The sequence below is a fragment of the Bradyrhizobium diazoefficiens genome (genome assembly GCF_016616235.1).
Taxonomy (GTDB): domain Bacteria; phylum Pseudomonadota; class Alphaproteobacteria; order Rhizobiales; family Xanthobacteraceae; genus Bradyrhizobium; species Bradyrhizobium diazoefficiens_H.
Genome location: NZ_CP067100.1, coordinates 6,909,238 through 6,930,498, shown reverse-complemented (window position 1 = coordinate 6,930,498; position 21,261 = coordinate 6,909,238). Strand labels below are relative to the sequence as shown.

Here is a 21,261-nt window from a genome sequence, read left to right as displayed (position 1 = left end):
TCCTGGGTGTCAATTTCTGAGTGCCATCTCCTTCGAGAGGCTCCGACGTGGTGCACACGGGGAGCACGAGATCGATCTTGCGGACGACGCCAGTCGACTCGAACAGGGTCTCGTGCGACTGCCGACCTGGCCGAGGGCGCGACACAGAAGGCGCAGTCCGAATTCGTTTTTCGGCCGAGCGTAGATCGGGCGGCCATTTCCCGTTCCCTGGACCGAAGGGTCAATCCCTCCCATTGGCGAAGCCAAACCAGGCGAACGGCAGCGCGACCACACATAGCGCCGCCATGGAAAAGAATGCCGCCCCGGCATAGGAAGCATATAGTGCGCCTGACAAGTAGATCAGTACTGCCGTTACCAACCCTGAGCCAAAGGCATAGAGAGCTTGCGCAGTTCCGGCGACGCTTGCTGCGACGAGCACCCCCATCATTCGCATGCAAGCGAGATGAAGGAGAGCGAACGTCAATCCGTGTAACGGCTGTATCAAGAAGAGCAGCAACACGGAGGTGGTCACGCCCGCTACGGACCAGCGGACGATTCCGGCCGCAGCTGCCAAGACAGCCGCGCCACGCACGCCAAACCTATCCAGGAGTGCTGGACCGGCAAGCATGAACACCAACACTTCAGCGACCACCGCTTCCGACCACAGGAAGCTAATCGTCGAAGTGCTGATGCCCGCATCGCTCCACCTGATGACTGCAAATGCATCATGCACTGCATGACTGCCATAGATCAAGGCTGATACGATGATCATGATTCGAAACTGCGACAGACTGATCAGCGCTTTCATCTCTGACACAGCAAAGGGCGGCGACCTCTGCGATCGGGCTTGCCCCGGTAGCAATGCAGTGGCGCCAGCGGCGGCGATCAGGAAGGCAGCGTTCATCCAGATAACCGGCGTGAGATCGGCTGGGCTTACGAGTCGTCCGGCGATCAGTGTTCCCAGGACGAAAGCCGCGGAGGCAGCCCCTCTTATCCAACCGTACTCGAATGGTCTTCCGGCAAGCCGAGGCCTCACAGTATTGACCGATAACGCATCGGCGATCGAGGTGGTGGGGGCGAGAGCGGCAGCCTGAGCCAACGCGACAACAAGCAATAACCAGAATGTATCAGCCCAGAGCAACGCGACGGCTGCTGAGGCCGCCACGGCAGCACAGCCTGCGAGCACGAGGCGCAATGACCCGAGCCGATCCCCCAGCATCGCAACTAACGGTCCGGAAACGAGCCGCGTCAGCATCGCGGCGGCGAGGATCAGACCGATCTGCTGAGACGCCAGGGCTCGCGTTTCGAAAAATTTTGGCCAGAACGGAGATGCGGCGCCGAACGCCGCGTACAGGGCAACGTAGAGCACTATATAGACGATTGGTGCGGGAATGCGCACAGGGAGGGCCCTATATCGGTTAGTGTATTGCGTGCACGACCCTGGGGACGGTTCAGGCGAGGAACGCAAACGAATCGGAGAACCGGCTGCGAAAGCGAAGTCTGGCCGTATCGCACCAGTCGGATCAAGTCGATCTACGCTGCTCGGTTCGCCAAATGACGGGCGCCTTGTCAGTTGTACCAGCACTCCGGACGATGCCCAAAAAAGAGTCCTGTACGTCAGTCATGCCGACCAAGGCCGATTACGGTCCGCTCAACGAGTGAGGACGTACCTTGAGTTGCTGATCCCGAGGATCACTTCGCCATCTCCCGAACAAATTATGCCGAATCTTGCCGAAAAGTAATTGGGCGCGCCGGCTCTTGAATGGGGCGGTCATGGAGAGTTCTGCGTTCTCTGCGTTTCCGCGCGTTGCGCTGGTACCGACCAGTTCAATGACCTTGTAGACGCTATCGGGCATGTCGTCCTCCTATTCGCTAGGCGCAGGAAATCTAGCATCGCGATCTCGAAGCTGATGCGTCTCGGAATGCCGCGGCAAAGAGTGCGATTGGCTGTCGCTTTCGTCTTTGAGCAAAAGCAGGACCCGGGCGGCCCTCGTCGAGGGATACGTTCGCATTTCAGCCCCCAAGGACGCTCACATGCAATCTCCTTCCCGCCAGTTAGCTTCAGCACATATTTTAGCCGGCCGCGGTCGTCGCGCCGAAACCGCGTGCCTCGTGTGAAGCTTGGCTCGATGCGCGGGTAAATTGACCCTGGGCCCGCCAGCTGCGGTGAGTGGCAACACGAATGCATGTCTCTTCGTCGCAAGCGTTTACGCCTACGGCGTCGAGATCAATCCACGAGCTGTTGCAACTATCCAGCGGTTGCCCCAGCGCACGATAGAATCGATTCGCCCGATGCCGGGGACCACGTCCCCGCGTGCTGCCATTCGAATCCCATCGGGTCCTTCGAGCACCGCCGTTCCGCCGCGAACCTCAAGGACTGCCCACCCCCCAATAGTCGTTGGTCTTGTCTCCGGGACAGACAGGAGTGGCCCCGCAGGCTCGAGCGAGCCGGTCACAGACATGTCCGCCTCCAAAACCGACGAGGCTGGGTTCGAAGCTTCCGCCGATTGCGCCCCACCCGACGCTTTGGCCAGAGGCTTCGGAGCAAGGCTCGCGCTGACTGTGGAGGGCCGAGCTAAACCGGGCGGTGTTCGCGAGCTTGCTGCTGATGCTATCTTTCGGGCGCTTTCGGCCTTACCGCCTGATTTTGTGTCCGGCAAGCGGCGCGAAGCCGGTTCTATCCGAGCATTCGGATTGAGAGCCGAGATGGTTGCAGGACCATACCAGGCACCAGCCCATCCCAATCCAAAACCTCCAGCCAATGCGACCGCGACGAGCCAAATAGTGGGTTTTGAATGACCGCTGGGTGCCAATAGCGCCAGGACCTCATCTCGATTGGAGGGCGAGAAATCCGATCGGTCGAGCGTGACGGGCCACGGGACCGTCTCGATTATTTCCAAGGTATTGGCATGGTGCAATTGCATGCTCGGGTCCCTTGTGGTCCCCAATGATCATGCCGGGAACTAAACCAACCCTTAACGACCGATGCACCTCAGCACGAATAAGACAGGCGGTTGATCGCGCAGAAAACTCAAGGAGTGATGTCCGGCGGCCGCCGCAACTCGACCACATGACGGTGGAGCTGTGTTTTGCAACCTTCAGAAGCTGGACCCGGATTTGTATTCGGACCCCTGGCTCACGTCAGGAGCACAATGAATCCATGGCCCCGCCAGATTTGAGCCGCATGGCCGCCTATGTCGGTACGAAGGGTCATGCCGGGCGGGGCGCAACACCGGGAGTTTTCGATGTCCGGTTATTTGCGAATGTACTTCGTCAGTTTGGTTCTCGTTGAAACTCTTTCGACGGGCCCTGCGTCTTCTAGTCCTCTTGCGGATATCTTCAATACTGCTGCACCCCAGCCTACGGTGACCTCTCCGCCGCAACCGGAATGCTTGGGACGCCCCGGCAACTCGACCCCGGATAGCCTGCATTGGGTCTACCGAATGGACGGGCACCACAAATGCTGGTTCCTGACCGAGGGTGTGAAGGTGAAGAAGATCGTTCGTCGGCACTTGGCGAAAGATAACACCGCCAGTTTGGACGAGAACGGAGCCGCGCGGCCAAGGCAGAGCGGGGTCGTTGATGCGCGCGCGGAGTTGCTGCGCTCTGCACCGGCCGAGCCGTCTCAGCCGCCTCACCCCGAAGTCAAGGTAGCTGACGCTGCCTCCGATCTCGATACGGGCTCCGCTCGAATGTCGGCGGCCCTCATCGCTGAGCACGGCCAGCCCGCGCACTTCGTGCCGAACCAAGTCGATGTTGAGCAACCTGTCGCGGCCGCGCCGCCCAACGATGTGGTGACTTCGTCCGAACCTCCGACTATTCCGATCGGCGTGCTTGTGCTCACTGCAGAGGCTCGTAACGAGGCCCCGAGCCGGACGGCAACTTGGCTTGGCGTACTACTGATGATGCTGGGGCTGCTCTCCATCTTAAGCTCGAGCCGCTCGCTTCGGCACGCGGTGAGATTGCGCCACTGAAGCGCACTACCAGCTTTACCTGACGCGTCGTCGCGCGGTCGATGAGGTCTAGCTCGCTGGTATAGCCGAATTGCCACACGTACAAAGGTTCCGCACCCATTCATTGAAGTTTGGCGCGGCCTGAGACGGACATTCGGGTACGGTGACGGTCCCCTTTGGGAGGGACTGCATCATGCGGTACAAGATGTTCGTGGTGGACAGCAGCCGGCGCGTGATTTGCGTCGCAAAGCTCGACTGCATGGACGAGCAGGCGGCGAGAAGTCGAGCCGAACAAATGTATGGCGAACACGACGTTGAGCTTTGGGAAGGTAATCGCCTCGTTGCTGAATTTCGAGGTGCAACGTCGACCAAACAATCGAGGCGACCGCTCCGTCCCACATAGACGGCCGGTCTTACCGCCGGGTTAGTTCGATTAGCCATGCCGGCGTAGCAGGTTGCCGACACCTCGCATCGAAGCTCAACGAACTAGAGACGCAGCCGCCAGATGCTCCCAGTACTGTGCCTCTGGGAGCAGTTTCGAACGTTGCTTACCAAGGTCTTCTTACGCGTTTAAGCGCATCTTCCCACCATGGCGCGCGTGTCCAGGAGCGTGCGGAAGGCAACGCATTCATGCGAAGCTCGGAAGCAAGCGTCCCAGTGCCGGAATCCGAACCGACCAAGCGCGAGCACTCTTCTCTTGGCGGTTGCTGAGAACCGAACCATATTGACGATCAGCACGGCGCAAAGGCCGGCTTGTTCGTCGTGCTCAGTGCTGCTTCCCGTTCAATTCTCTCAGTAGGGCATGTAGAAAGTCGCTGGCATGGTCGTATTCGACGCGGCCATCGGCAACCGCGCGGGCGCGCGGACATAGGACATTGCCAACAGTCTCGGGATCGAGTGTGTTGACGCGCTCAGACCACAGCTCGAGTAGACCGTCAGATATGTCGTCGCTAGATCTGAACAGCTTCGTGAGGCAATGCTCGCCGTCGTGCCTCTGATCGTGGTGTGCTTTGGCAGCATAAAAGGCGAACAGACCGCGGAATGCTTCGCGGGAAACAGCGATCCTGACCATTATTCCCCCCAAATCACTGAAGTGTCGCTACATTCTAGCAATCTAAAAAAGTAACCGAAAATAGCACAAGGCCGGATCGGGAAAAATAGGAAAGTGCGTCAGCAAAGTTGCCGCAGGGTTGGTAGCCCGCCCATTGCGTAGATGGAAAATCGGAGCTCGCGGGCCACTTCCCTTTTCGTTGCTTGACTTCTCTTGGGCTGGGACCGCGCTTGTCCCAGGATGGCAGTGTTCTACTTGATTCGGAAGCTGTGCCCGAGGTGCGGCAAGCCGAAGACGGCCGTCCCCCGACGATATAGCGCAGGGCAAGCAGCGCTACGTCTGCACAGTTTGCGATGGCGACCCGCTGCACGATCCCGCAGCGCGCAAGTGGGCCGAAAGTCCGCTGAAGCCCGCGAGGTAGCGCGCGAGTGTAGGCTCAGGGGAGCCGCGGAGCCAGAGCCAAGGCCGATGCGCCCTCAGGCGTGATCTCGTAGCGGTCGGCCTCCCGTTTCATCTAACCCGCGCGCACCATCACTTCCGCCATCTCGACGCGGCACAAACGCGCCCAATCGAGCATTGACGACGCACGGGCAGCGGAGATGACGCACGAAAGTGCTCATCCGGAAGTTGCTCAACTGAAACAATGCCTCGGCGGAGAAGGTGAAAGAAAGAGCGAAACGTGCACCAAGCATCGCAGCAGCTCAAATCGAACGCTGAAAAGGATTGCATGACCTCCGTTGTGGGTCAGTCGCATCATTGAAGGCCAGTTTCGGCGAGGTCCGGTCCAGACACGGAATTGGACATTGAAGCACTCGCTCCGGATCGACGCGAAGAGCCATATCCGGATCCATGCGCGTCCTATTCTGAAGGATGGAAATTTACTGGGTTTCCGCTATTTTGTGTTGAACCGCAGTTCTGTAGCGGCGATCTCGAAACGGTGTTTGCCATGACCTCCAGGTCCTCGATCAGGCGGCTCGGCGCGCCGCTCGTCGCTTTCTTTCTGACCATCTGGCCGTTGGTTGCGCCCGTAGATGCTGTTGAGGACGCTGGAAAGGTTGGCGTCGTGTCGTTTGGTCTATATGGGGATCAAGGCGTGTTTAGATCCGAGGCGACCGGCGCGGCTCAGGTCGTGGCCGGCCGTTTCGAGACTGGCCCGATCGACGTGGGGTACAATTCCAAGAATGGCGGAAGTGCAACGATCGAAGCTCTGACCAAGTCGTTGCAGACGGCAGCCAACCGCTTGGATGCCGAGAAAGATGTTCTCTTTTTGATTCTCACCTCGCATGGCTCTCCTGATGGCCTTGCAATCAAGGCGGGGCGGCTCACAGAAACGCTCACGCCATCTCGTCTCCGCGACATGCTCGCGAAGACAGGTGTGCGACACAAGGTGGTGGTCATCTCGGCTTGTTATTCTGGGGTTTTTATCCCGCGTCTGGCAAATCCAGATGTGCTGGTCATCACCGCGGCCGATGCCAAGCATCCGTCGTTCGGCTGCCAGGACAAGGCCAAGTGGACTTATTTCGGCGACGCTTTTTTCAATGTCGCGCTCCGGAATGCCACTAGCCTGAAGGAGGCGTTTCTCGATGCGCGCTCACTCGTCCGGAAGCGAGAATTGCGGGAACATTTCGAGCCGTCGAATCCGCTCATGGCGGGTGGCGCAAACGTGCTGCCGTTGCTTGTCGGACGCCCTTGAACTACCGGCTGCGAGCGCAGAGGCTAGTGCTCGCGGACGCATCGCCGTTCCGGTCTCCTCCGATAAGCAGACTGTTTGGCGGTCCGCTTAGGCTTCGCATTCCGGCCATGAGCCGACATCGCTCCAATCAAGCGGTGATACTTGTCAGACTTCTTAGCGGCCGTAGGGGAAGCAGCGGTGGCGGTCGAGTGTGAGACCGAAATGCGCTCCCAGCGCAGCGATGGCCGCGTCCTGCTCAGGATAAGGATCGGCATTGGATGCGGCAACGATGATGATCCGGAACCCGCCGCGATCCTTGCCACCCGGTGGCAGCATCGCTGTAGCCAGTGCATTGCCCTCCCTGTCGCGCAACGTGAGGAAAAGCGGCATCTCTCGCTTTACATGGGCCTCGAGGCCGATGTCGCGCTCGATCGCGTTGGGTCGCCCCGGATGCCAGGACTGGACTGCCTTCTCCCGCTCGCGGCGGAAATATTTCTCGACTGTGTGGCTCATCAGGCGCGACTCATGCATCGCTTCACCTTCCGTCTCGATACGGAACCACGTCTTGCCCTTCGGCGCGTCGCAAACATACTGCATTTCGCCCGTCCTGCGATCGACGCAATTCTAGGGCGGCGGGCCTGCAAAGCCAATATGAGACTCGCTCCCGTGTATAGGCGGACACCAAGTTGGGGTGTACCAAGCTGTACCAATCTTGGTTTGGGCACCTAATCATCGGTTTGGTTCAAGTTTAGCCTGCGCAGGATACGGCGTGTGAGAAGCAACCAAAATTGTTCTTGATACGAGGGGCTAAGAGTTCTTGATTGGACGTTGAAGTTCTAGTGAGCCCGAACAATACTAGGTCGACCGGAATAATCCTCTTCAAGGAGCGTCCCGATGCCTGACGTAAGGGAAAAGCAACGCGAAACCCGCCGGAAGATCATTCGTCAATGGGCGAAGCTTCCAAAGGATAAACGGGAGTCTATGGAGGGGATTTCTGAATTCGCCAGGACCGCCGCTCAGCAGAACGAGAACGCATTCGTCCGCAGTCGTCGCGATCCGTATCAGAAGATCATGAAATGGCTATTGCCGCGTGCTCATCTCTGAACGGCTGAGTCCTCTGCACATCCTTCGAAGGCGACACCGTGTTCTTCAGCTTGACCCGATGTGGCGAACGGCCCGCGCGATTTAGGGAGCAAACCACGCACCTCGTCGCAAACCACGTTGAGCTGGATTTTTTGACTCCGATCAGGCGACGGCCGATTTCCGTTTAGGGTCACACCAGCGGCGATCACGCTCGGGCCGACCCATGTCCGGTTGAGCCCAGAGAGCCGACCTACAGATCGCCTCTAGCTTTCGGCAACGGCCAATAGCAGATGATTTTCGGGTAGGATGATCATTGATGATCAGTCCTGCAATGCAAACGCTCGTGTAACGATAGGCAATCGACAACGGAACTCCACGAGCATCCGCGCCTTTGCTCACGAAGTTGTGGCGGAATTCGATAGGCTCTTCAACTCGGCCGACCGCGAGAGGCCGTACAGGCCGCCCCCACCGTTCACCAACATCCGCAACATGTTCTCGCTGCACTGGCACGCTGGTCGAGGCCAGAGAACCGATACCTCGCGCCGTTTACGGCATCCCTGAAGTAATTCGCGCTAGGCGCGCCAATTGGCGATGGATCGGGCTTGCATCAGTTCGCTCCAAATCCCGAATGCGGTGAACCAAAAAATCGCGGACGTTGCAGATTTACAACCCGCGTCGCCATTCGAGATACTAAGCTCATACTGAGCTCGTCCATTGAGACGACCGAAACATATTTCGTCTATTTCATACGAACGGCGGGAAAAAAAGTGTTTGATGTCTATTGCAACGGCAAGCGCGAGCTACTTGTTCTACATAACGGCTCTGCAATACCCGGCGTTTGCTCTCGGAATAAATGGCGCAAGAGCAGAACAAGAGTTCTGAAGGTCAGCGACGAAATCAAGGCAGCCGTTCAGAGACAAGGCTATTACGTTCGCAGCTTGCGGGTTAGCAAGGAGCGATTGCGCGGGACCGACATACGGGACTTCCCCTACTTGGAGAAGGGCTTGACGGTTTCATTTTCTCGAACAGCCTCGCAAGCCTCTGCTTGGCCTTGCTGACCTGCGGCACCGCCTTGTCCTCAATGTTTGTCGGCGTGCCGACTACGATCATGGCCATGCCCATTGCGTCATGGCGGCAGGTCCTTCACGTCCATAGACGCGAGCCTGATCGAATTTTACACTCAGATCTTCGCCATTCTTGCCGCCGAAGGGAGCCGCGCCGTCCGGCAGCATGCCGCTGATTCTAGCGGCATTGTGAAGGCCCGCGCCAAAAGTCGATCGAAGCTATCCCGCCCCTTCCAAAGAGTCATGGTCACTGTGCAGAGGCACGCGTGCGGTCGGAGGCAGGTAGCGGCGCCCCTAGCTGCTCATGTCCGAAAGCAAACGCACGGCTTGTCCGAAGCACGCAAAGCTGTCGCGAATGCGACATTGCGCGCGACAAGCCAGAGGCAATGAAGGCCGCTTTGGCGCTGGCCTGGATCCTGCAGTCGCGAAGGCTGCGTGTGTAGGGCGGCGTAACAGCATCAGCTAACGCAACGAGTTTGGACTGCGATGAGACCATCTGCCCGTCGCAGGCGGTGAGCTTCGACGCATTTCCATCTCGCTGTGTCGCTGATGCATGCGCTGTGGCGACGCGCCTGAAGCAGAGGTCGCACTCGGTCCACCGAACGACGGGAGTGCAAATGGCTGTGTGTCATCATCCTTCATTCGATGATGACGCGCATTGTGAGGTGATGATGCGATTTGGAGTTCTTAACTGGGCTGCCGCAACAGCTGCGCTCGTTGCAAGCGGAGCGGTCAATTCAACAGATCTTAAGCCGGCCGCAAAAGTCCCGCCGAAACTGTGGAGCTGGACCGGAGGATATATCGGCGGACACGCCGCGGGGGGCTACGGCCGGACGTCGTTCAGCGATCCCTATGGCCCATCGATTTACGGGGACGTCGTTGATACGCCTGCATTCCTGGCCGGCGGACAGCTCGGTTACAACTGGCAGAGGGACCGCTGGGTGTTCGGCCTCGAACTGGAAGCGAGCCGTGCTGTCTCGGACGGCACAAACACCTGTCTTGCCTTCTCCAGCGTTGTTGTGATTGCAACCTGCAACGCAGGTCCAAGCGTCCTTGCCACGGGAACCGCTCGTGTCGGGTACGCTTTCGGCCCGCAGGGCCACACGCTGGCCTACGTCAAAGGAGGCGCCGCTTGGCAAAACAATCACGGCGCGATCACCAATCACAACGAATTCCGGGACGGGACCTTTGCCGGATACCCGCGGCATACGACGCAGTTCGATGACGGTTGTTTCGGCGCGACCGTCGGCGTCGGCATCGAGCAGCAGCTCACGCCCGCTTGGTCCGTCAAATTTGAGTACGACTATATGGGTTTTGGCGGACCTCGTGTGGCGACCCCTCCAACCGTGCAGCGTCCGCCCCTTGCTATCATCCCCGCCAGCACGAGCAGCTTATCCAGCGATTATCACGTCGGTAAAGTCGGCTTGAATTACCATTTTGGTGTCGATCCGACCGCGGAATGGGCCGATGCGCCGCTGCACCCCGCAACAGCGACCGCCAAAGCCAAGCCCGTTCTATCTACGGGCGGCTGGTCGCTCGAGGGCGGCTCACGAGTCTGGCTCAGCCGGGGCGCTTTCCAGTGGGACTACACACATGCGCCCCGGTTTCCAGGAGATGAAAGCGTTCCCACTTCAAGGCTCACCTATCAGGGGCTCGACGGCGTGTCCGGCGAGATGTTCGGGCGCCTTGACAGCCCTTGGGGGATATTCCTGAAGGGCAATATTGGCCTCGGACGCTTCAACAAAGGAAAGCGGAACGACGAAGATTCGAGCCTCGGGCAGTGGGCCTATCTCAACGCGTTATCCGGTCAGGCGAACGGACGATTCACATACTACACGGCGGATGCCGGCTACGATTTTCTGCGCGGCAGCAATTACAAAGTGGGCGCGTTTGTCGGATGGACCTCCTACGGCGAGAAGTCGGATTCGATAGGTTGCGTGCAGACCGCTTCGTCCTCGCCGGCCTGGCCATGCACGGGGCCGTTCCAGCGGCAGGGGCAGCTCATCGGCACTCAAGACACCGATTGGAATGCGCCGCGCATCGGCGTTAGCGCCGAGGCTTTGGTGCTTGAGCGCTGGCGCGTGAGCGCCGACATTGCTTACCTGCCGTGGACCGAGTTCAGTGGTCGCGACAACCATCTCCTCCGCCCAGCGACAACGTTCTACGATCAGCGCGGAGACGGTGGCGGAGGCCTTCAGGTGGAAGGGGCGCTCTCCTACTTTCTCACCAAGAATGTCAGCATCGGAGTTGGTGGTCGATATTGGTCAATGTGGACCAAAAAGGACAGCGATGTGATCTACAACGCCAACTGGCAGGGCGGCCGAGATCAGGAGGCTGCTCTTGCGAAATACCGCATGGAACGGTGGGGCACGTTCATCCAGGCCTCCTACAAATTTGATTGAACACCCAGTGGCTCTGCACGGCGATTTTTGACCGGTCACGTGCGGCGGCGATCAGATGAGCTCTGGCAGGCTTTTGGGATCAGCAAGGATCCTGGTGCGAGAGAGATGTCATGTGCAGCCTTCCGATGGGGCCGGCTTCGCTCAAGTGTCAGTGCCATCTGGTGACCCGACGGCCGGTCGACGCGGAAATATTCCAGCATGTCGGTTCGGCCGGGAGCTTGCGATGCAGTTGAGTATCGAGGTGGATAAAAGCCGGACACTGTCCCTGCCTGGGCGTGAAGGGGTTTGCCGAATAGAAGTCCCAGCCAGGGCGCTGGATGCGCGACCGTTGCATGTTCCCCCAGCGGGCGAGGGTATCTTGTGAGATGAAGGCAATGGACGAGCAAGCTGTGTGGGAAGGAATTGCGACGGCCCCGTACGAACGAGCGCTCGAGCTCGCCGTTGTCGAAGGCAATCGCGTGCATGCGCTGGTCTTCGCCTGCCGTCGCACCCCGAGCGGCTGGATCAAGGAGACGACCCGTGAGCGGGTCGTCATTCATCCGACGCACTGGCGTCCTTGGCCCTCGAAAGACTAGTTTTGCTCCAGCCCACCTCTTGTCGAAAGGACGGCCAGCCCTGCTATGAGGCGATCACCGTCCATTCTTACAAAGACGCGTTCGTTTTCGCATCTGGCCACTGAATGACAGCACAAGGCCGATTTTTGCTTCGCTACGGGGCGGCGGCAACCGCCTCCGCTTTCATCCTCTGTCTGCGCCTTGCCTTGCATCACTCTTTCGAGGATCGGACCTTCACCGTGATCTACGTTCCGGTCGTCGTCTTTGCGGCCTTTGCCGGCGGCCGCGGGCCGGCCATCTTCGCCACGCTGCTCTGTCTTGGAAGCAGCGCCTATTTCCTCGGAACCAGCCTCTACAGCGACCCGGCGAACCTGATCGATGTCTCCTTCTTCACCGTCATGGGACCGATCCTCGGCGTGATCGGAGACCGGCTGCGGCAACAGTCCGAAGATGCCCGAAATCGGCAGGCCCAGCTTCAGTCAATCCTGGATACCGTCCCGGAAGCCATGGTCGTGATCGATGAGCGGGGCATCATGCAATCCTTCAGCGTCGCGGCCGAGCGCCTCTTTGGCTGGTCGGCCGCGGAGGCGATCGGAAACAATGTCTCCATCCTGATGCCGGGACCTTACCGACAGGAGCACGATAGCTATCTCGATCGCTACCGCGCCACAGGCGAGCGCCGCATCATCGGGATCGGGCGGATCGTGGTCGGCGAGCGCAAGGATGGCTCGACCTTTCCGATGGAGCTCGCAGTCGGCGAGGCCAAGGCCGGCGCCGAGCGGTACTTTACCGGCTTCGTCCGCGACCTGACGGAACGGCGAACCCAGGAGCGCCGCATGCAGGAGCTGCAGTCGGAGCTGCTGCACGTGTCGCGGCTGACCGCCATGGGCGAGATGGCGTCCTCGCTCGCGCACGAGCTCAATCAGCCATTGTCCGCGATCACCAGCTATCTGCGCGGCGCCGCGACCCTGCTGAAGCCGAAAGAAGTCGACAAGGAGCGCGTGCGCGAGGCCATGGACCGTAGCGCCGACCAGGCGTTGCGCGCCGGCGACATCATCAAGCGCCTGCGTGAGTTCGTCGCCAAGGGCGAGACCGAGCACACCATCGAGAATCCGGCGACGCTGCTCGAGGAGGCCGCGGCGCTGGCCCTGGTCGGGGCCCGGGAACAGGGTGTGCGCGTGTCACTGCGCTGTGACCGCGACCTTCCCGACGTTGTCGTCGACAAGGTCCAGATCCAGCAAGTCGCGCTCAACCTCATCAGGAACGGCATCGAGGCGATGGAAACGACCAGCCGGCGCGAGCTGACCATCGGCGTCACCCGCCAAAACAGGTTCGCCTTCTTCTCCGTCACCGATACGGGCACGGGCATCGCCCCAGAGATTGCCGAGAAGCTGTTTCAACCCTTCGTCACCACCAAGGCAAACGGCATGGGTGTAGGTCTTTCAATCTGCCGAACCATCATCGAAGCACATGGTGGACGCGTCGCGGCGCGTCCCAACGACGGCGGTGGCACCGTCTTTGATTTCACGCTGCCCATCGCCGAAACGGAGGCGGCTGATGAACGATAAGCCTGTCATTCACGTCATCGACGACGATGCTGCGATGCGGGATTCGCTGGCGTTCCTGCTCGACGTCAATGGATACAGGTCGCAGGTCTACGAGACGGCCGATGCGTTTCTGGCCGGCGGCGGGGCCGAGACTTTAAGCTGCGTCGTCTCTGATATTCGCATGCCGGGCATCAGCGGCATCGAGCTGGTTAGGAAGCTGAAGCGCGAAGGAGCAGCCGGTGCGGTCATCCTGATCACCGGCCACGGCGACGTCGCGCTCGCCGTGGAGGCGATGAAGGCGGGTGCTGCGGATTTCATTGAAAAGCCGTTCGATGATGCGGCGCTCTTGGACGCGATCCGCGCCGCGCTCGATACCCGTCCCTCCGCTCCGGGCGAAAATTCCGCGCGAAAGCAGGCCGCGGCACGGCTCGCAGACCTGTCGCCCCGCGAGCGCGACGTGCTGCAGGGGGTTGTGGCCGGCAAGATCAACAAGGTCATCGCGCATGAGCTCAGCATCAGTCCGCGCACGGTCGAGGTCTACCGTGCCAATCTCATGGCGAAGACGGGGGCGCGCAGCATGTCCGAACTGATGCGTCTCGCGCTCGCTGTGGGTCTGTGAGGCTTGGGGGCAGCCCGGCATCGGCCAGCCGCCGGTCGCCGGCCCGACCGATGCCAGTGCTTGCGCCGACGAGGGGCGTCGACTGCAGCGTCGGCGATCGGGCGCGATGTCTGATTGATCTTGCTCAAGGACTTCGCTCCGGTTTTGAGCAACATGTCAGCAAACAGGAGAACATAATGCCCTCATTCGATGTGCGCTTCATCAAGACCGTTTGCGACGATACCGGGCACGAGCATCGTGCGTGTCAGGCCGCGTTCACCGTCGAAGCTCCGTCCCTGACGGAAGCGGTGCGACGAGCGGAAGCCGATTTCTGCCGGCAGAGGCACGTCCATGACTGGACGATCTTCGCGGACGCCGTCGAATTCCGGGCGCCGACCGCGCTGGAGCGGGCATGGGCGTCTTAGCAGGGCGGATACCTTGTCACCCATCGTTCGCCGCTATGCCGGCTACAATGTGCCGCGCTATACGTCCTATCCGACGGCCGCCGATTTCTCAGCCGAGGTTGGCGCGAAAGACCACGAGACCTGGCTCGCCGGCCTCGGGGCGGATCAGGCCGTCTCGGTCTATCTTCACGTGCCTTATTGCCGAAAGATATGCCTGTACTGCGGCTGCAACACCAAAATGGCCGTCCGTGATGACGTGGTCGGCGCCTATCGCCGCGCGCTTGAGACGGAGGTCGATCTTGTTGCGAGCCTGGTCGGGGCAAGGCCCAAAATTGCCCGCCTGCACTGGGGCGGCGGAACGCCCAGCATTCTGGGACCTGACGGCCTGCGCTCCGTCATCGCCGCGCTCCGCCGTCACTTTCCGTTTGCGAACGGCTCCGAGCATGCGATCGAGCTTGATCCACGTCACGTGACTGTCGCGCTCGTGGAGGCCTTGGCGGAACTCGGCGTCAGCCGTGCGAGTCTGGGCGTGCAGGACGTCAATCCTCTGGTGCAGGCCGCGATCGGCCGCCTCCAGCCGCTGGCTGTCATCGAGACGGCCGTCGAACGATTGCGGTCGGCCGGAATCAGAAATCTGAACTTCGATCTGATGTACGGGCTGCCGCTGCAGACAGCCACCTCGATTCGCAAGACGTGTGCGTTGGTCGCCGCGATGGGGCCGGACCGCATCGCTTGTTTCGGCTATGCGCACCTGCCGCGGCTCAAGGCCAACCAGCGGCGTATCGATGAAGCCAAACTGCCGTCGCAGGATCAGCGCATCGAGCAGGCCGAGGCCTTGTCCGAGGAGCTGATACGTGCGGCCTATGTGCGAATTGGCATCGATCATTTTGCCAAGCCCGGCGATGCGCTCGCAAGGGCCGCGGCAGGCGGGACGCTACATCGCAATTTCCAGGGCTATACCGAGGATGCCAGCGGCGTTCTTCTCGGCCTCGGCGCCTCCTCGATATCGACCTTCGCGGACGGCTTCGCGCAGAACGCAGCCGATGTTCCGAGATATGTCGGTGCCATCGCTGCCGGCTCACTCGCCTCGGCCAGGGGGTGCCTGCGCGATGAAAACGACCGGCAGCGCGCGCACATCATCGAGCGGCTGATGTGCGATTTTAGCGTCGATCTCAATGTCGTCGCGCCAAATGCCGAGTTTCGCAATGAAATGGCGAGGCTGATACCGATGCAATCGGAGGGGCTGGTCGAGATCGATGGCGCGAGATTGACGGTGACGCAAGCCGGCCGGCCCGTCGTTCGCGTCATCGCCGCAACTTTCGACACCTATCGATGCGCGCGGGCCGCCCTGTTTAGCAGCGCAATTTGATCTGCATCAACGACAACGTCCCTTGGCCGATGTAACACATCACCGAAAAAGGGACCTAAATCGTCAAATGTTGATTGAAGCGGCCGCCAAGACATGCAGCACATTCTTCGGCAATCTCCGTGACCGCTTGAAAGGTGTCATGGATCGCAGCAACGAGTTGCAGCGGCTGGACCAGCGGGAGATCGAGGTTATCGCGCGCGAGCTGAATCTTTCCAGGACGGAGCTCGCTGCGCTGATCTTGAAACCTTCGGGTTCGCTTCAGTCCCTGAGCAGGCGCCTCTCCCATGCAGGCCTTGCCGAGGACGACGTGGAGGCATCTCACGGTGACGTGCTCCGCGATCTGCGACGCGTGTGCAGCCAATGCGCGTCCAAGGCACGCTGCGCCCGCGACTTGAAGCACGAGCGGCAAGCGACGCCGGCAAAATACTGCCAAAATGAGCAGACGCTGCGGGCGTTGGCGGAGGATGTGCAGCGGTGCGCCCCACAGAATCTGCCGGTCCCCGCCACCCGCAATTGATGTCGATCAACCCGGGCGCCGCGCGTGCCTCCCTGAGCCACTCCTCGAGGATGTCGCACCATGACGAACGTCTCCGCCGGCGCAAAATCGATGACGGTCGGAGAAGCGACGTTGTGGCCGCTGTTTGCGGTGCTCGCATTCCTTTGCCTGATCGGTGCGGGATTCGCGCACGACGCCCCGTTCGCCTTTCACGCCTCGCTTGGCTGCGCCGCCAGCATCGCCGCGGCGTTTGCGATCCTCAATCGCTACTATGATCGCCCGACCAAACTGCCCCCGCAGGAGATCAACGGGCGTCCAAACTACAATCTGGGACCGATCAAGTTCGCATCCGTGGCGGCGATGTTCTGGGGCATTGCCGGCTTTGCCGTCGGGCTGATCATCGCCTCGCAACTGGCATGGCCCGCGCTTAATCTCGATCTGCCCTGGACCAGCTTCGGCCGCCTGCGTCCGCTGCACACGTCGGCCGTGATCTTCGCGTTCGGCGGCAACGTCCTGATCGCGACCTCGTTCTACGTCGTGCAGAAGACCTGCCGCACCCGGCTTGCCGGCGATCTCGCGCCCTGGTTCGTCGTGCTCGGCTACAACTTCTTCATCGTGATCGCCGGCACCGGCTATCTGCTCGGAGTGACGCAGTCGAAGGAATATGCCGAGCCCGAGTGGTACGCTGATCTGTGGCTGACAATCGTTTGGGTGACTTATCTGCTGGTGTTCCTGGCGACTCTGGTCAAACGCAAGGAACCGCACATCTTCGTCGCCAACTGGTTCTATCTGGCGTTTATCGTCACGATCGCCGTGCTCCACCTCGGCAACAACCCCGCGCTGCCGGTCTCTGTGTTCGGCTCGAAGTCCTACATTGCCTGGGGTGGTGTTCAGGACGCCATGTTCCAGTGGTGGTACGGCCACAATGCGGTCGGCTTCTTTCTCACCGCCGGCTTCCTCGCGATCATGTACTATTTCATCCCGAAGCGCGCGGAGCGGCCGATCTATTCCTACCGGCTATCCATCATCCATTTCTGGGCGCTGATCTTCCTCTACATCTGGGCCGGCCCGCACCATCTGCACTACACCGCGCTGCCCGACTGGGTGCAGACGCTCGGCATGACCTTCTCGATCATGCTGTGGATGCCCTCCTGGGGCGGCATGATCAACGGGCTCATGACCTTGTCCGGCGCCTGGGACAAGCTGCGCACCGACCCGGTGCTGCGCATGCTCGTCGTCTCCGTCGCCTTTTACGGCATGTCGACGTTCGAAGGCCCGATGATGGCGATCAAGGTCGTGAACTCGCTCAGCCACTACACCGACTGGACGATCGGCCACGTGCATTCCGGCGCGCTTGGCTGGGTTGGCTTTGTCTCGTTCGGCGCGCTGTATTGCCTCGTGCCGTGGGCGTGGAATCGCAACGGACTCTACAGCCTCAAGCTCGTTAACTGGCACTTCTGGATCGCCACCCTCGGCATCGTGCTCTACATCTCCGCCATGTGGGTGTCCGGAATCCTGCAGGGCCTGATGTGGCGCGCCTACACCTCGCTCGGCTTCCTTGAATATTCCTTCATCGAGACCGTCGAGGCCATGCATCCCTTCTACATCATCCGCGCCGCCGGGGGCGCGTTGTTCCTGATCGGCGCGCTGATCATGGCCTTCAATCTCTGGATGACGGTCAACGCCGGCGAAGCCGAGGAGGCACGCGCCGCCGGCCGGCTCCAGCCTGCCGAATAGGTCGTGCTATGTCCTTCTGGAATCGACACAAGATCTTCGAGAAGAACGCGACCATCCTGATCGGTGGAATCCTCGTGGTCATCGCGATCGGTGGCCTCGTCGAAATCACGCCGCTGTTCTACCTCCAGAGCACGATCGAGGCGGTCGACGGCGTTCGTCCCTACACGCCGCTCGAGCTTGCCGGGCGCAACATCTATGTTCGCGAAGGCTGCTATCTCTGCCACTCGCAGATGATCCGCCCGTTGCGCGACGAAGTGGAGCGCTACGGCCACTACTCGCTGGCCGCCGAGAGCATGTACGATCACCCCTTCCAGTGGGGTTCGAAGCGTACGGGTCCCGATCTTGCCCGGGTCGGCGCCAAATATTCCGATGATTGGCATGTCCGGCACCTGATCAATCCGCGGGCGATCGTGCCGCAATCGGTGATGCCGGGGTATCCATCGCTGGCTGCGACCGAACTCGAGCTTGAGGACGTCGCCGCGCATCTGCGCACCAGCCGCGCGATCGGCGTACCCTATACCGACGACCAGATCGCTCATGCCAAAGCCGACCTCAAGGCGCAGCTCGATCCCGATGGTGCGGATGCCGAAGCGTTCCAGAAGCGCTACCCGAATGCGGCTGTCCGCAACTTCGACGGCAAGGCCGGCCAACCCACCGAACTCGATGCGCTCATCGCTTACCTGCAGATGCTGGGGACGCTGGTCGACTTCAAGCTCTACGACGAAAAAGCCAATCTGCGTTGAAGGCTGTTTGTGATGAAGGTGATTGTCTCCGTTGAGAACGTGGTCTCGCAGTTCGTGCTCAACTTCTGGACGCCGGTCTTCGTCGGCATCTTCCTTGCGATCGTCTGTTACGCGCTGCGTCCCCGCAACAGGGCGCTGTTCGATGCCGCGGCGAAAATGCCGCTGCGGGAGGATTGACGGATGAGCCAGCACAACGACACCGACCACATTTCCGGCCGGTCGACCACGGGCCACGAATGGGACGGCATCGAGGAGCTGAACACGCCGCTTCCCCGCTGGTGGGTGCTGACCTTCTACGCCACCATCATCTGGGCCTTCGGCTACTGGGTGGTCTATCCGGCCTGGCCGCTGGTGAGCGGCTATACGGCCGGGGTCCTGCACACCACCAATCGCGCCGCAGTTACCGCGAATCTGGCCCAACTCGAAGCTTTGCGCGGCGAAAAGATGAAGGCGCTTGGCACCGCGTCTCTTGCCGAGATCGAGAACGACCCGGCCCTCCTGGCCTTGGCGCGGGCGCGGGGCAAGACGGTGTTCGGCGACAATTGCGCGCCCTGTCACGGCAGTGGCGCCGCCGGCGCGAAGGGCTATCCAAATCTGAACGACGACGACTGGCTCTGGGGCGGCACGCTCGACCAGATCATGCAGACCATCCAGTTCGGCGCACGCTCCGGTCATGCCAAGGCGCATGAAGGCCAGATGCTCGCCTTCGGCAAGGACGGCGTGCTCAAGTCGGACGAGATCGTCGCGGTGGCCAACTATGTGCGCTCGCTGTCGGGCCTCTCGACCCGGAAAGGTTATGACGCCGCCAAGGGCGAGAAGATCTTTGCCGACAATTGCGTCGCCTGTCACGGGGACCGCGGCAAGGGCAATCAGGAGCTCGGCGCCGCCAATTTGACCGACAAGATCTGGCTCTACGGCTCGGACGAGGCGACCCTGATCGAGACCATCAGCAATGGCCGCGCCGGCGTCATGCCGGCCTGGGAAGGGCGGCTCGATCCTTCGACCATCAAGGCGATGGCGGTCTACGTCCACGCGCTGGGCGGTGGCAAATAGCAATGCCGGGCGAGGTTTGACCGGTTCACCCAGGTGAAGCTGTTCCGCCCTGGGGGAACGGTACCTTATCGGGGGATTTTGATGGGCGTTCCGATGACCAAGAACGTCACTTCGAAGGAGTTGATGGGTGGCGATGATGATCTGCCGCTCTATGCACCACAGAAGAAAATCTATCCGCAACGGGTTTCCGGCAGCTTCCGGCGGATCAAATGGGGGCTGATGGCGCTCTGCCTCGGCGTCTATTACCTGCTGCCGCTCGTGCGCTGGAATCGGGGCCTCGGCGCGCCGGACCAGGCCGTGCTGATCGATTTTCAAAGCCAGCGCTTCTATTTCTTCTTCATCGAACTGTGGCCGCAGGAGTTCTACTATTTCACGGGGCTCCTGATCCTCGCTGCCTTCACCTTATTCCTGATGAATGCGCTCGGCGGCCGCATCTGGTGCGGCTATCTCTGCCCACAGACGGTGTGGACCGACCTGTTTTACGTGGTGGAACGCTGGACCGAGGGCGACCGCCGCGCGCGCATCAAGGCCGATGCCGGTCCGCTGACGGCCGCGCGGCTGGCGCGGCGCGCGTTGAAGCAGGCGATCTGGCTGATCATCGCCTGGTGGACCGGCGGCGCCTGGGTCCTCTATTTCTCGGATGCACCGACCCTGGTGAAGGATCTCGCCACGTTCCAGGCGCCGGCGATCGCCTACGTCTGGATCGGCATTCTCACCGCATCGACCTATCTCCTGGCCGGCCACGCACGGGAGCAGGTCTGTCTCTACATGTGCCCATGGCCGCGCATCCAGGCCGCGCTTACTGATGAGTGGGCGCTCAACGTCACCTACAAATACGACCGCGGCGAGCCGCGCTGTTCGGTGAAGAAGGGGAGAGCCCAGCGCGCGCTGGGCGAGACGGCCGGTGATTGCGTCGATTGCAACCAGTGCGTCGCAGTCTGCCCGACCGGCATCGACATCCGCAATGGCGCGCAGCTCGGCTGCATCCAGTGCGGCCTCTGCATCGACGCCTGCGATAACGTGATGAAGAGGATCGGCAGGCCGACGCGCCTGATCGGCTACGACAACGACATCAATGTGCAGCGGCGGACATCCGGCAAGACGGAAGCCTTCAAGCCGGTCCGTTCCCGGACGGTGGTCTATGCCGCGCTGATCGCCACGGTTTGCGCGGTGATGCTGCATGCGCTGCTGACGCGCTCGCTGCTGGACCTTAACGTGCTGCACGACCGGAACCCCGTGGCGGTCAAGCTCAGCGCCGGCGCGATCCGCAACGGCTATACGCTGCGCTTCCTCAACAAGCGCGGATTTGATCGCGTGATTGCTGTCGATGTCGACGGCCCCGCCAATGCGCAAATCCACATCGTCGGCTTCGACTCCGTCACGCCGGACCGGCCGATGATCGTCCTTGCGCGCGATGCCACCACCGAGTTGCGGGTGCTGGTGACTGCGCCGTTCGACGACAAATCGGAGAAGACGGCGCCGGTGAAATTCCGCATCACCGACATCGGGCTCGGCGAGGTTGCCTCCGCCACCGATCATTTTGTGACGCCCTGAAA

Annotated in this window: 18 protein-coding genes; 15 read left to right on the top strand and 3 right to left on the bottom strand. The window is 60.9% G+C overall.

What is annotated here, in order from left to right; genetic code table 11:
• Positions 1–220: 220 nt before the first annotated feature.
• On the bottom strand, positions 221–1,378 hold the full coding sequence (locus JJB99_RS32645) for an MFS transporter (RefSeq protein WP_200496225.1): 1,158 nt from the start codon (positions 1,376–1,378) through the stop codon (positions 221–223).
• A gap of 1,846 nt (positions 1,379–3,224) precedes the next feature.
• On the opposite strand from JJB99_RS32645, the gene JJB99_RS32640 reads away from it, so the two are divergent.
• Positions 3,225–3,953, top strand: a complete 729-nt coding sequence (locus tag JJB99_RS32640; RefSeq protein ID WP_200496224.1) for a hypothetical protein — start codon at positions 3,225–3,227, stop codon at positions 3,951–3,953.
• A gap of 745 nt (positions 3,954–4,698) precedes the next feature.
• Here JJB99_RS32640 and JJB99_RS32635 read toward each other — a convergent pair.
• Complete coding sequence (locus JJB99_RS32635; RefSeq protein WP_200496223.1) at positions 4,699–5,004, bottom strand: hypothetical protein; 306 nt, start codon at positions 5,002–5,004, stop codon at positions 4,699–4,701.
• A gap of 775 nt (positions 5,005–5,779) precedes the next feature.
• On the opposite strand from JJB99_RS32635, the gene JJB99_RS32630 reads away from it, so the two are divergent.
• Positions 5,780–6,676, top strand: a complete 897-nt coding sequence (locus JJB99_RS32630) for a C13 family peptidase (RefSeq protein ID WP_246775082.1) — start codon at positions 5,780–5,782, stop codon at positions 6,674–6,676.
• Between the two features lie 153 nt (positions 6,677–6,829).
• Here the strand turns inward: JJB99_RS32630 and JJB99_RS32625 are convergent, their stop codons facing one another.
• Positions 6,830–7,252 carry a hypothetical protein gene (locus JJB99_RS32625; RefSeq protein ID WP_200496222.1) on the bottom strand — a complete coding sequence of 141 codons (423 nt, stop codon included), beginning with the start codon at positions 7,250–7,252 and terminating at the stop codon, positions 6,830–6,832.
• A gap of 297 nt (positions 7,253–7,549) precedes the next feature.
• On the opposite strand from JJB99_RS32625, the gene JJB99_RS32620 reads away from it, so the two are divergent.
• The 13 genes from JJB99_RS32620 (at position 7,550) to ccoG (ending at position 21,259) form a co-directional block, all read left to right on the top strand.
• Positions 7,550–7,759, top strand: a complete 210-nt coding sequence (locus JJB99_RS32620; RefSeq protein WP_200496221.1) for a hypothetical protein — start codon at positions 7,550–7,552, stop codon at positions 7,757–7,759.
• A 1,660-nt stretch (positions 7,760–9,419) separates the two neighbouring features.
• Positions 9,420–11,204, top strand: a complete 1,785-nt coding sequence (locus JJB99_RS32615) for an outer membrane beta-barrel protein (RefSeq protein WP_246775081.1) — start codon at positions 9,420–9,422, stop codon at positions 11,202–11,204.
• A gap of 374 nt (positions 11,205–11,578) precedes the next feature.
• Complete coding sequence (locus JJB99_RS32610) at positions 11,579–11,779, top strand: hypothetical protein (RefSeq protein WP_200496220.1); 201 nt, start codon at positions 11,579–11,581, stop codon at positions 11,777–11,779.
• 104 nt (positions 11,780–11,883) lie between these two features.
• On the top strand, positions 11,884–13,326 hold the full coding sequence (locus JJB99_RS32605) for a PAS domain S-box protein (protein WP_200496219.1): 1,443 nt from the start codon (positions 11,884–11,886) through the stop codon (positions 13,324–13,326).
• A complete protein-coding gene (gene fixJ / locus JJB99_RS32600; RefSeq protein WP_200496218.1) occupies positions 13,316–13,924 on the top strand; it encodes a response regulator FixJ in 609 nt (202 codons plus the stop codon). The genes JJB99_RS32605 and fixJ overlap by 11 nt, the downstream gene beginning before the upstream one ends.
• A 176-nt stretch (positions 13,925–14,100) precedes the next feature.
• Complete coding sequence (locus JJB99_RS32595; RefSeq protein WP_200298244.1) at positions 14,101–14,328, top strand: hypothetical protein; 228 nt, start codon at positions 14,101–14,103, stop codon at positions 14,326–14,328.
• A gap of 13 nt (positions 14,329–14,341) precedes the next feature.
• Positions 14,342–15,676 carry an oxygen-independent coproporphyrinogen III oxidase gene (hemN, locus tag JJB99_RS32590; protein ID WP_246775080.1) on the top strand — a complete coding sequence of 445 codons (1,335 nt, stop codon included), beginning with the start codon at positions 14,342–14,344 and terminating at the stop codon, positions 15,674–15,676.
• Positions 15,677–15,743: 67 nt separating this feature from the next.
• The gene (locus JJB99_RS32585; RefSeq protein ID WP_200496216.1) at positions 15,744–16,193 is read left to right on the top strand and encodes a DUF6455 family protein; all 450 of its coding nucleotides are present in this window, start codon (positions 15,744–15,746) and stop codon (positions 16,191–16,193) included.
• A gap of 90 nt (positions 16,194–16,283) precedes the next feature.
• The gene (ccoN, locus tag JJB99_RS32580; protein ID WP_433995802.1) at positions 16,284–17,909 is read left to right on the top strand and encodes a cytochrome-c oxidase, cbb3-type subunit I; all 1,626 of its coding nucleotides are present in this window, start codon (positions 16,284–16,286) and stop codon (positions 17,907–17,909) included.
• 8 nt (positions 17,910–17,917) lie between these two features.
• Positions 17,918–18,652: a cytochrome-c oxidase, cbb3-type subunit II gene (gene ccoO, locus JJB99_RS32575; protein ID WP_200496214.1), complete on the top strand. Its 735-nt coding sequence runs from the start codon at positions 17,918–17,920 to the stop codon at positions 18,650–18,652.
• 12 nt (positions 18,653–18,664) lie between these two features.
• The gene (locus JJB99_RS32570) at positions 18,665–18,829 is read left to right on the top strand and encodes a cbb3-type cytochrome c oxidase subunit 3 (protein ID WP_200496213.1); all 165 of its coding nucleotides are present in this window, start codon (positions 18,665–18,667) and stop codon (positions 18,827–18,829) included.
• 3 nt (positions 18,830–18,832) lie between these two features.
• A complete protein-coding gene (ccoP, locus tag JJB99_RS32565; RefSeq protein WP_200496212.1) occupies positions 18,833–19,705 on the top strand; it encodes a cytochrome-c oxidase, cbb3-type subunit III in 873 nt (290 codons plus the stop codon).
• A 93-nt stretch (positions 19,706–19,798) separates the two neighbouring features.
• Entirely contained in the window at positions 19,799–21,259 is a 1,461-nt protein-coding gene (gene ccoG, locus JJB99_RS32560) for a cytochrome c oxidase accessory protein CcoG (protein WP_200500408.1), read from the top strand.
• Positions 21,260–21,261 lie beyond the last annotated feature (2 nt).

What these genes read in the sequence shown, in the direction of transcription:
- JJB99_RS32640 (WP_200496224.1), top strand. Translation starts at nt 3,225, where the DNA reads ATGTCCGGTTATTTGCGAATGTACTTCGTCAGTTTGGTTCTCGTTGAA.
- JJB99_RS32635 (WP_200496223.1), bottom strand. Translation starts at nt 5,004, where the DNA reads ATGGTCAGGATCGCTGTTTCCCGCGAAGCATTCCGCGGTCTGTTCGCC.
- JJB99_RS32625 (WP_200496222.1), bottom strand. Translation starts at nt 7,252, where the DNA reads ATGCAGTATGTTTGCGACGCGCCGAAGGGCAAGACGTGGTTCCGTATC.
- JJB99_RS32620 (WP_200496221.1), top strand. Translation starts at nt 7,550, where the DNA reads ATGCCTGACGTAAGGGAAAAGCAACGCGAAACCCGCCGGAAGATCATT.
- JJB99_RS32615 (WP_246775081.1), top strand. Translation starts at nt 9,420, where the DNA reads ATGGCTGTGTGTCATCATCCTTCATTCGATGATGACGCGCATTGTGAG.
- JJB99_RS32610 (WP_200496220.1), top strand. Translation starts at nt 11,579, where the DNA reads ATGGACGAGCAAGCTGTGTGGGAAGGAATTGCGACGGCCCCGTACGAA.
- JJB99_RS32605 (WP_200496219.1), top strand. Translation starts at nt 11,884, where the DNA reads ATGACAGCACAAGGCCGATTTTTGCTTCGCTACGGGGCGGCGGCAACC.
- fixJ (WP_200496218.1), top strand. Translation starts at nt 13,316, where the DNA reads ATGAACGATAAGCCTGTCATTCACGTCATCGACGACGATGCTGCGATG.
- JJB99_RS32595 (WP_200298244.1), top strand. Translation starts at nt 14,101, where the DNA reads ATGCCCTCATTCGATGTGCGCTTCATCAAGACCGTTTGCGACGATACC.
- JJB99_RS32585 (WP_200496216.1), top strand. Translation starts at nt 15,744, where the DNA reads ATGTTGATTGAAGCGGCCGCCAAGACATGCAGCACATTCTTCGGCAAT.
- ccoN (WP_433995802.1), top strand. Translation starts at nt 16,284, where the DNA reads ATGACGGTCGGAGAAGCGACGTTGTGGCCGCTGTTTGCGGTGCTCGCA.
- ccoO (WP_200496214.1), top strand. Translation starts at nt 17,918, where the DNA reads ATGTCCTTCTGGAATCGACACAAGATCTTCGAGAAGAACGCGACCATC.
- JJB99_RS32570 (WP_200496213.1), top strand. Translation starts at nt 18,665, where the DNA reads ATGAAGGTGATTGTCTCCGTTGAGAACGTGGTCTCGCAGTTCGTGCTC.
- ccoP (WP_200496212.1), top strand. Translation starts at nt 18,833, where the DNA reads ATGAGCCAGCACAACGACACCGACCACATTTCCGGCCGGTCGACCACG.
- ccoG (WP_200500408.1), top strand. Translation starts at nt 19,799, where the DNA reads ATGACCAAGAACGTCACTTCGAAGGAGTTGATGGGTGGCGATGATGAT.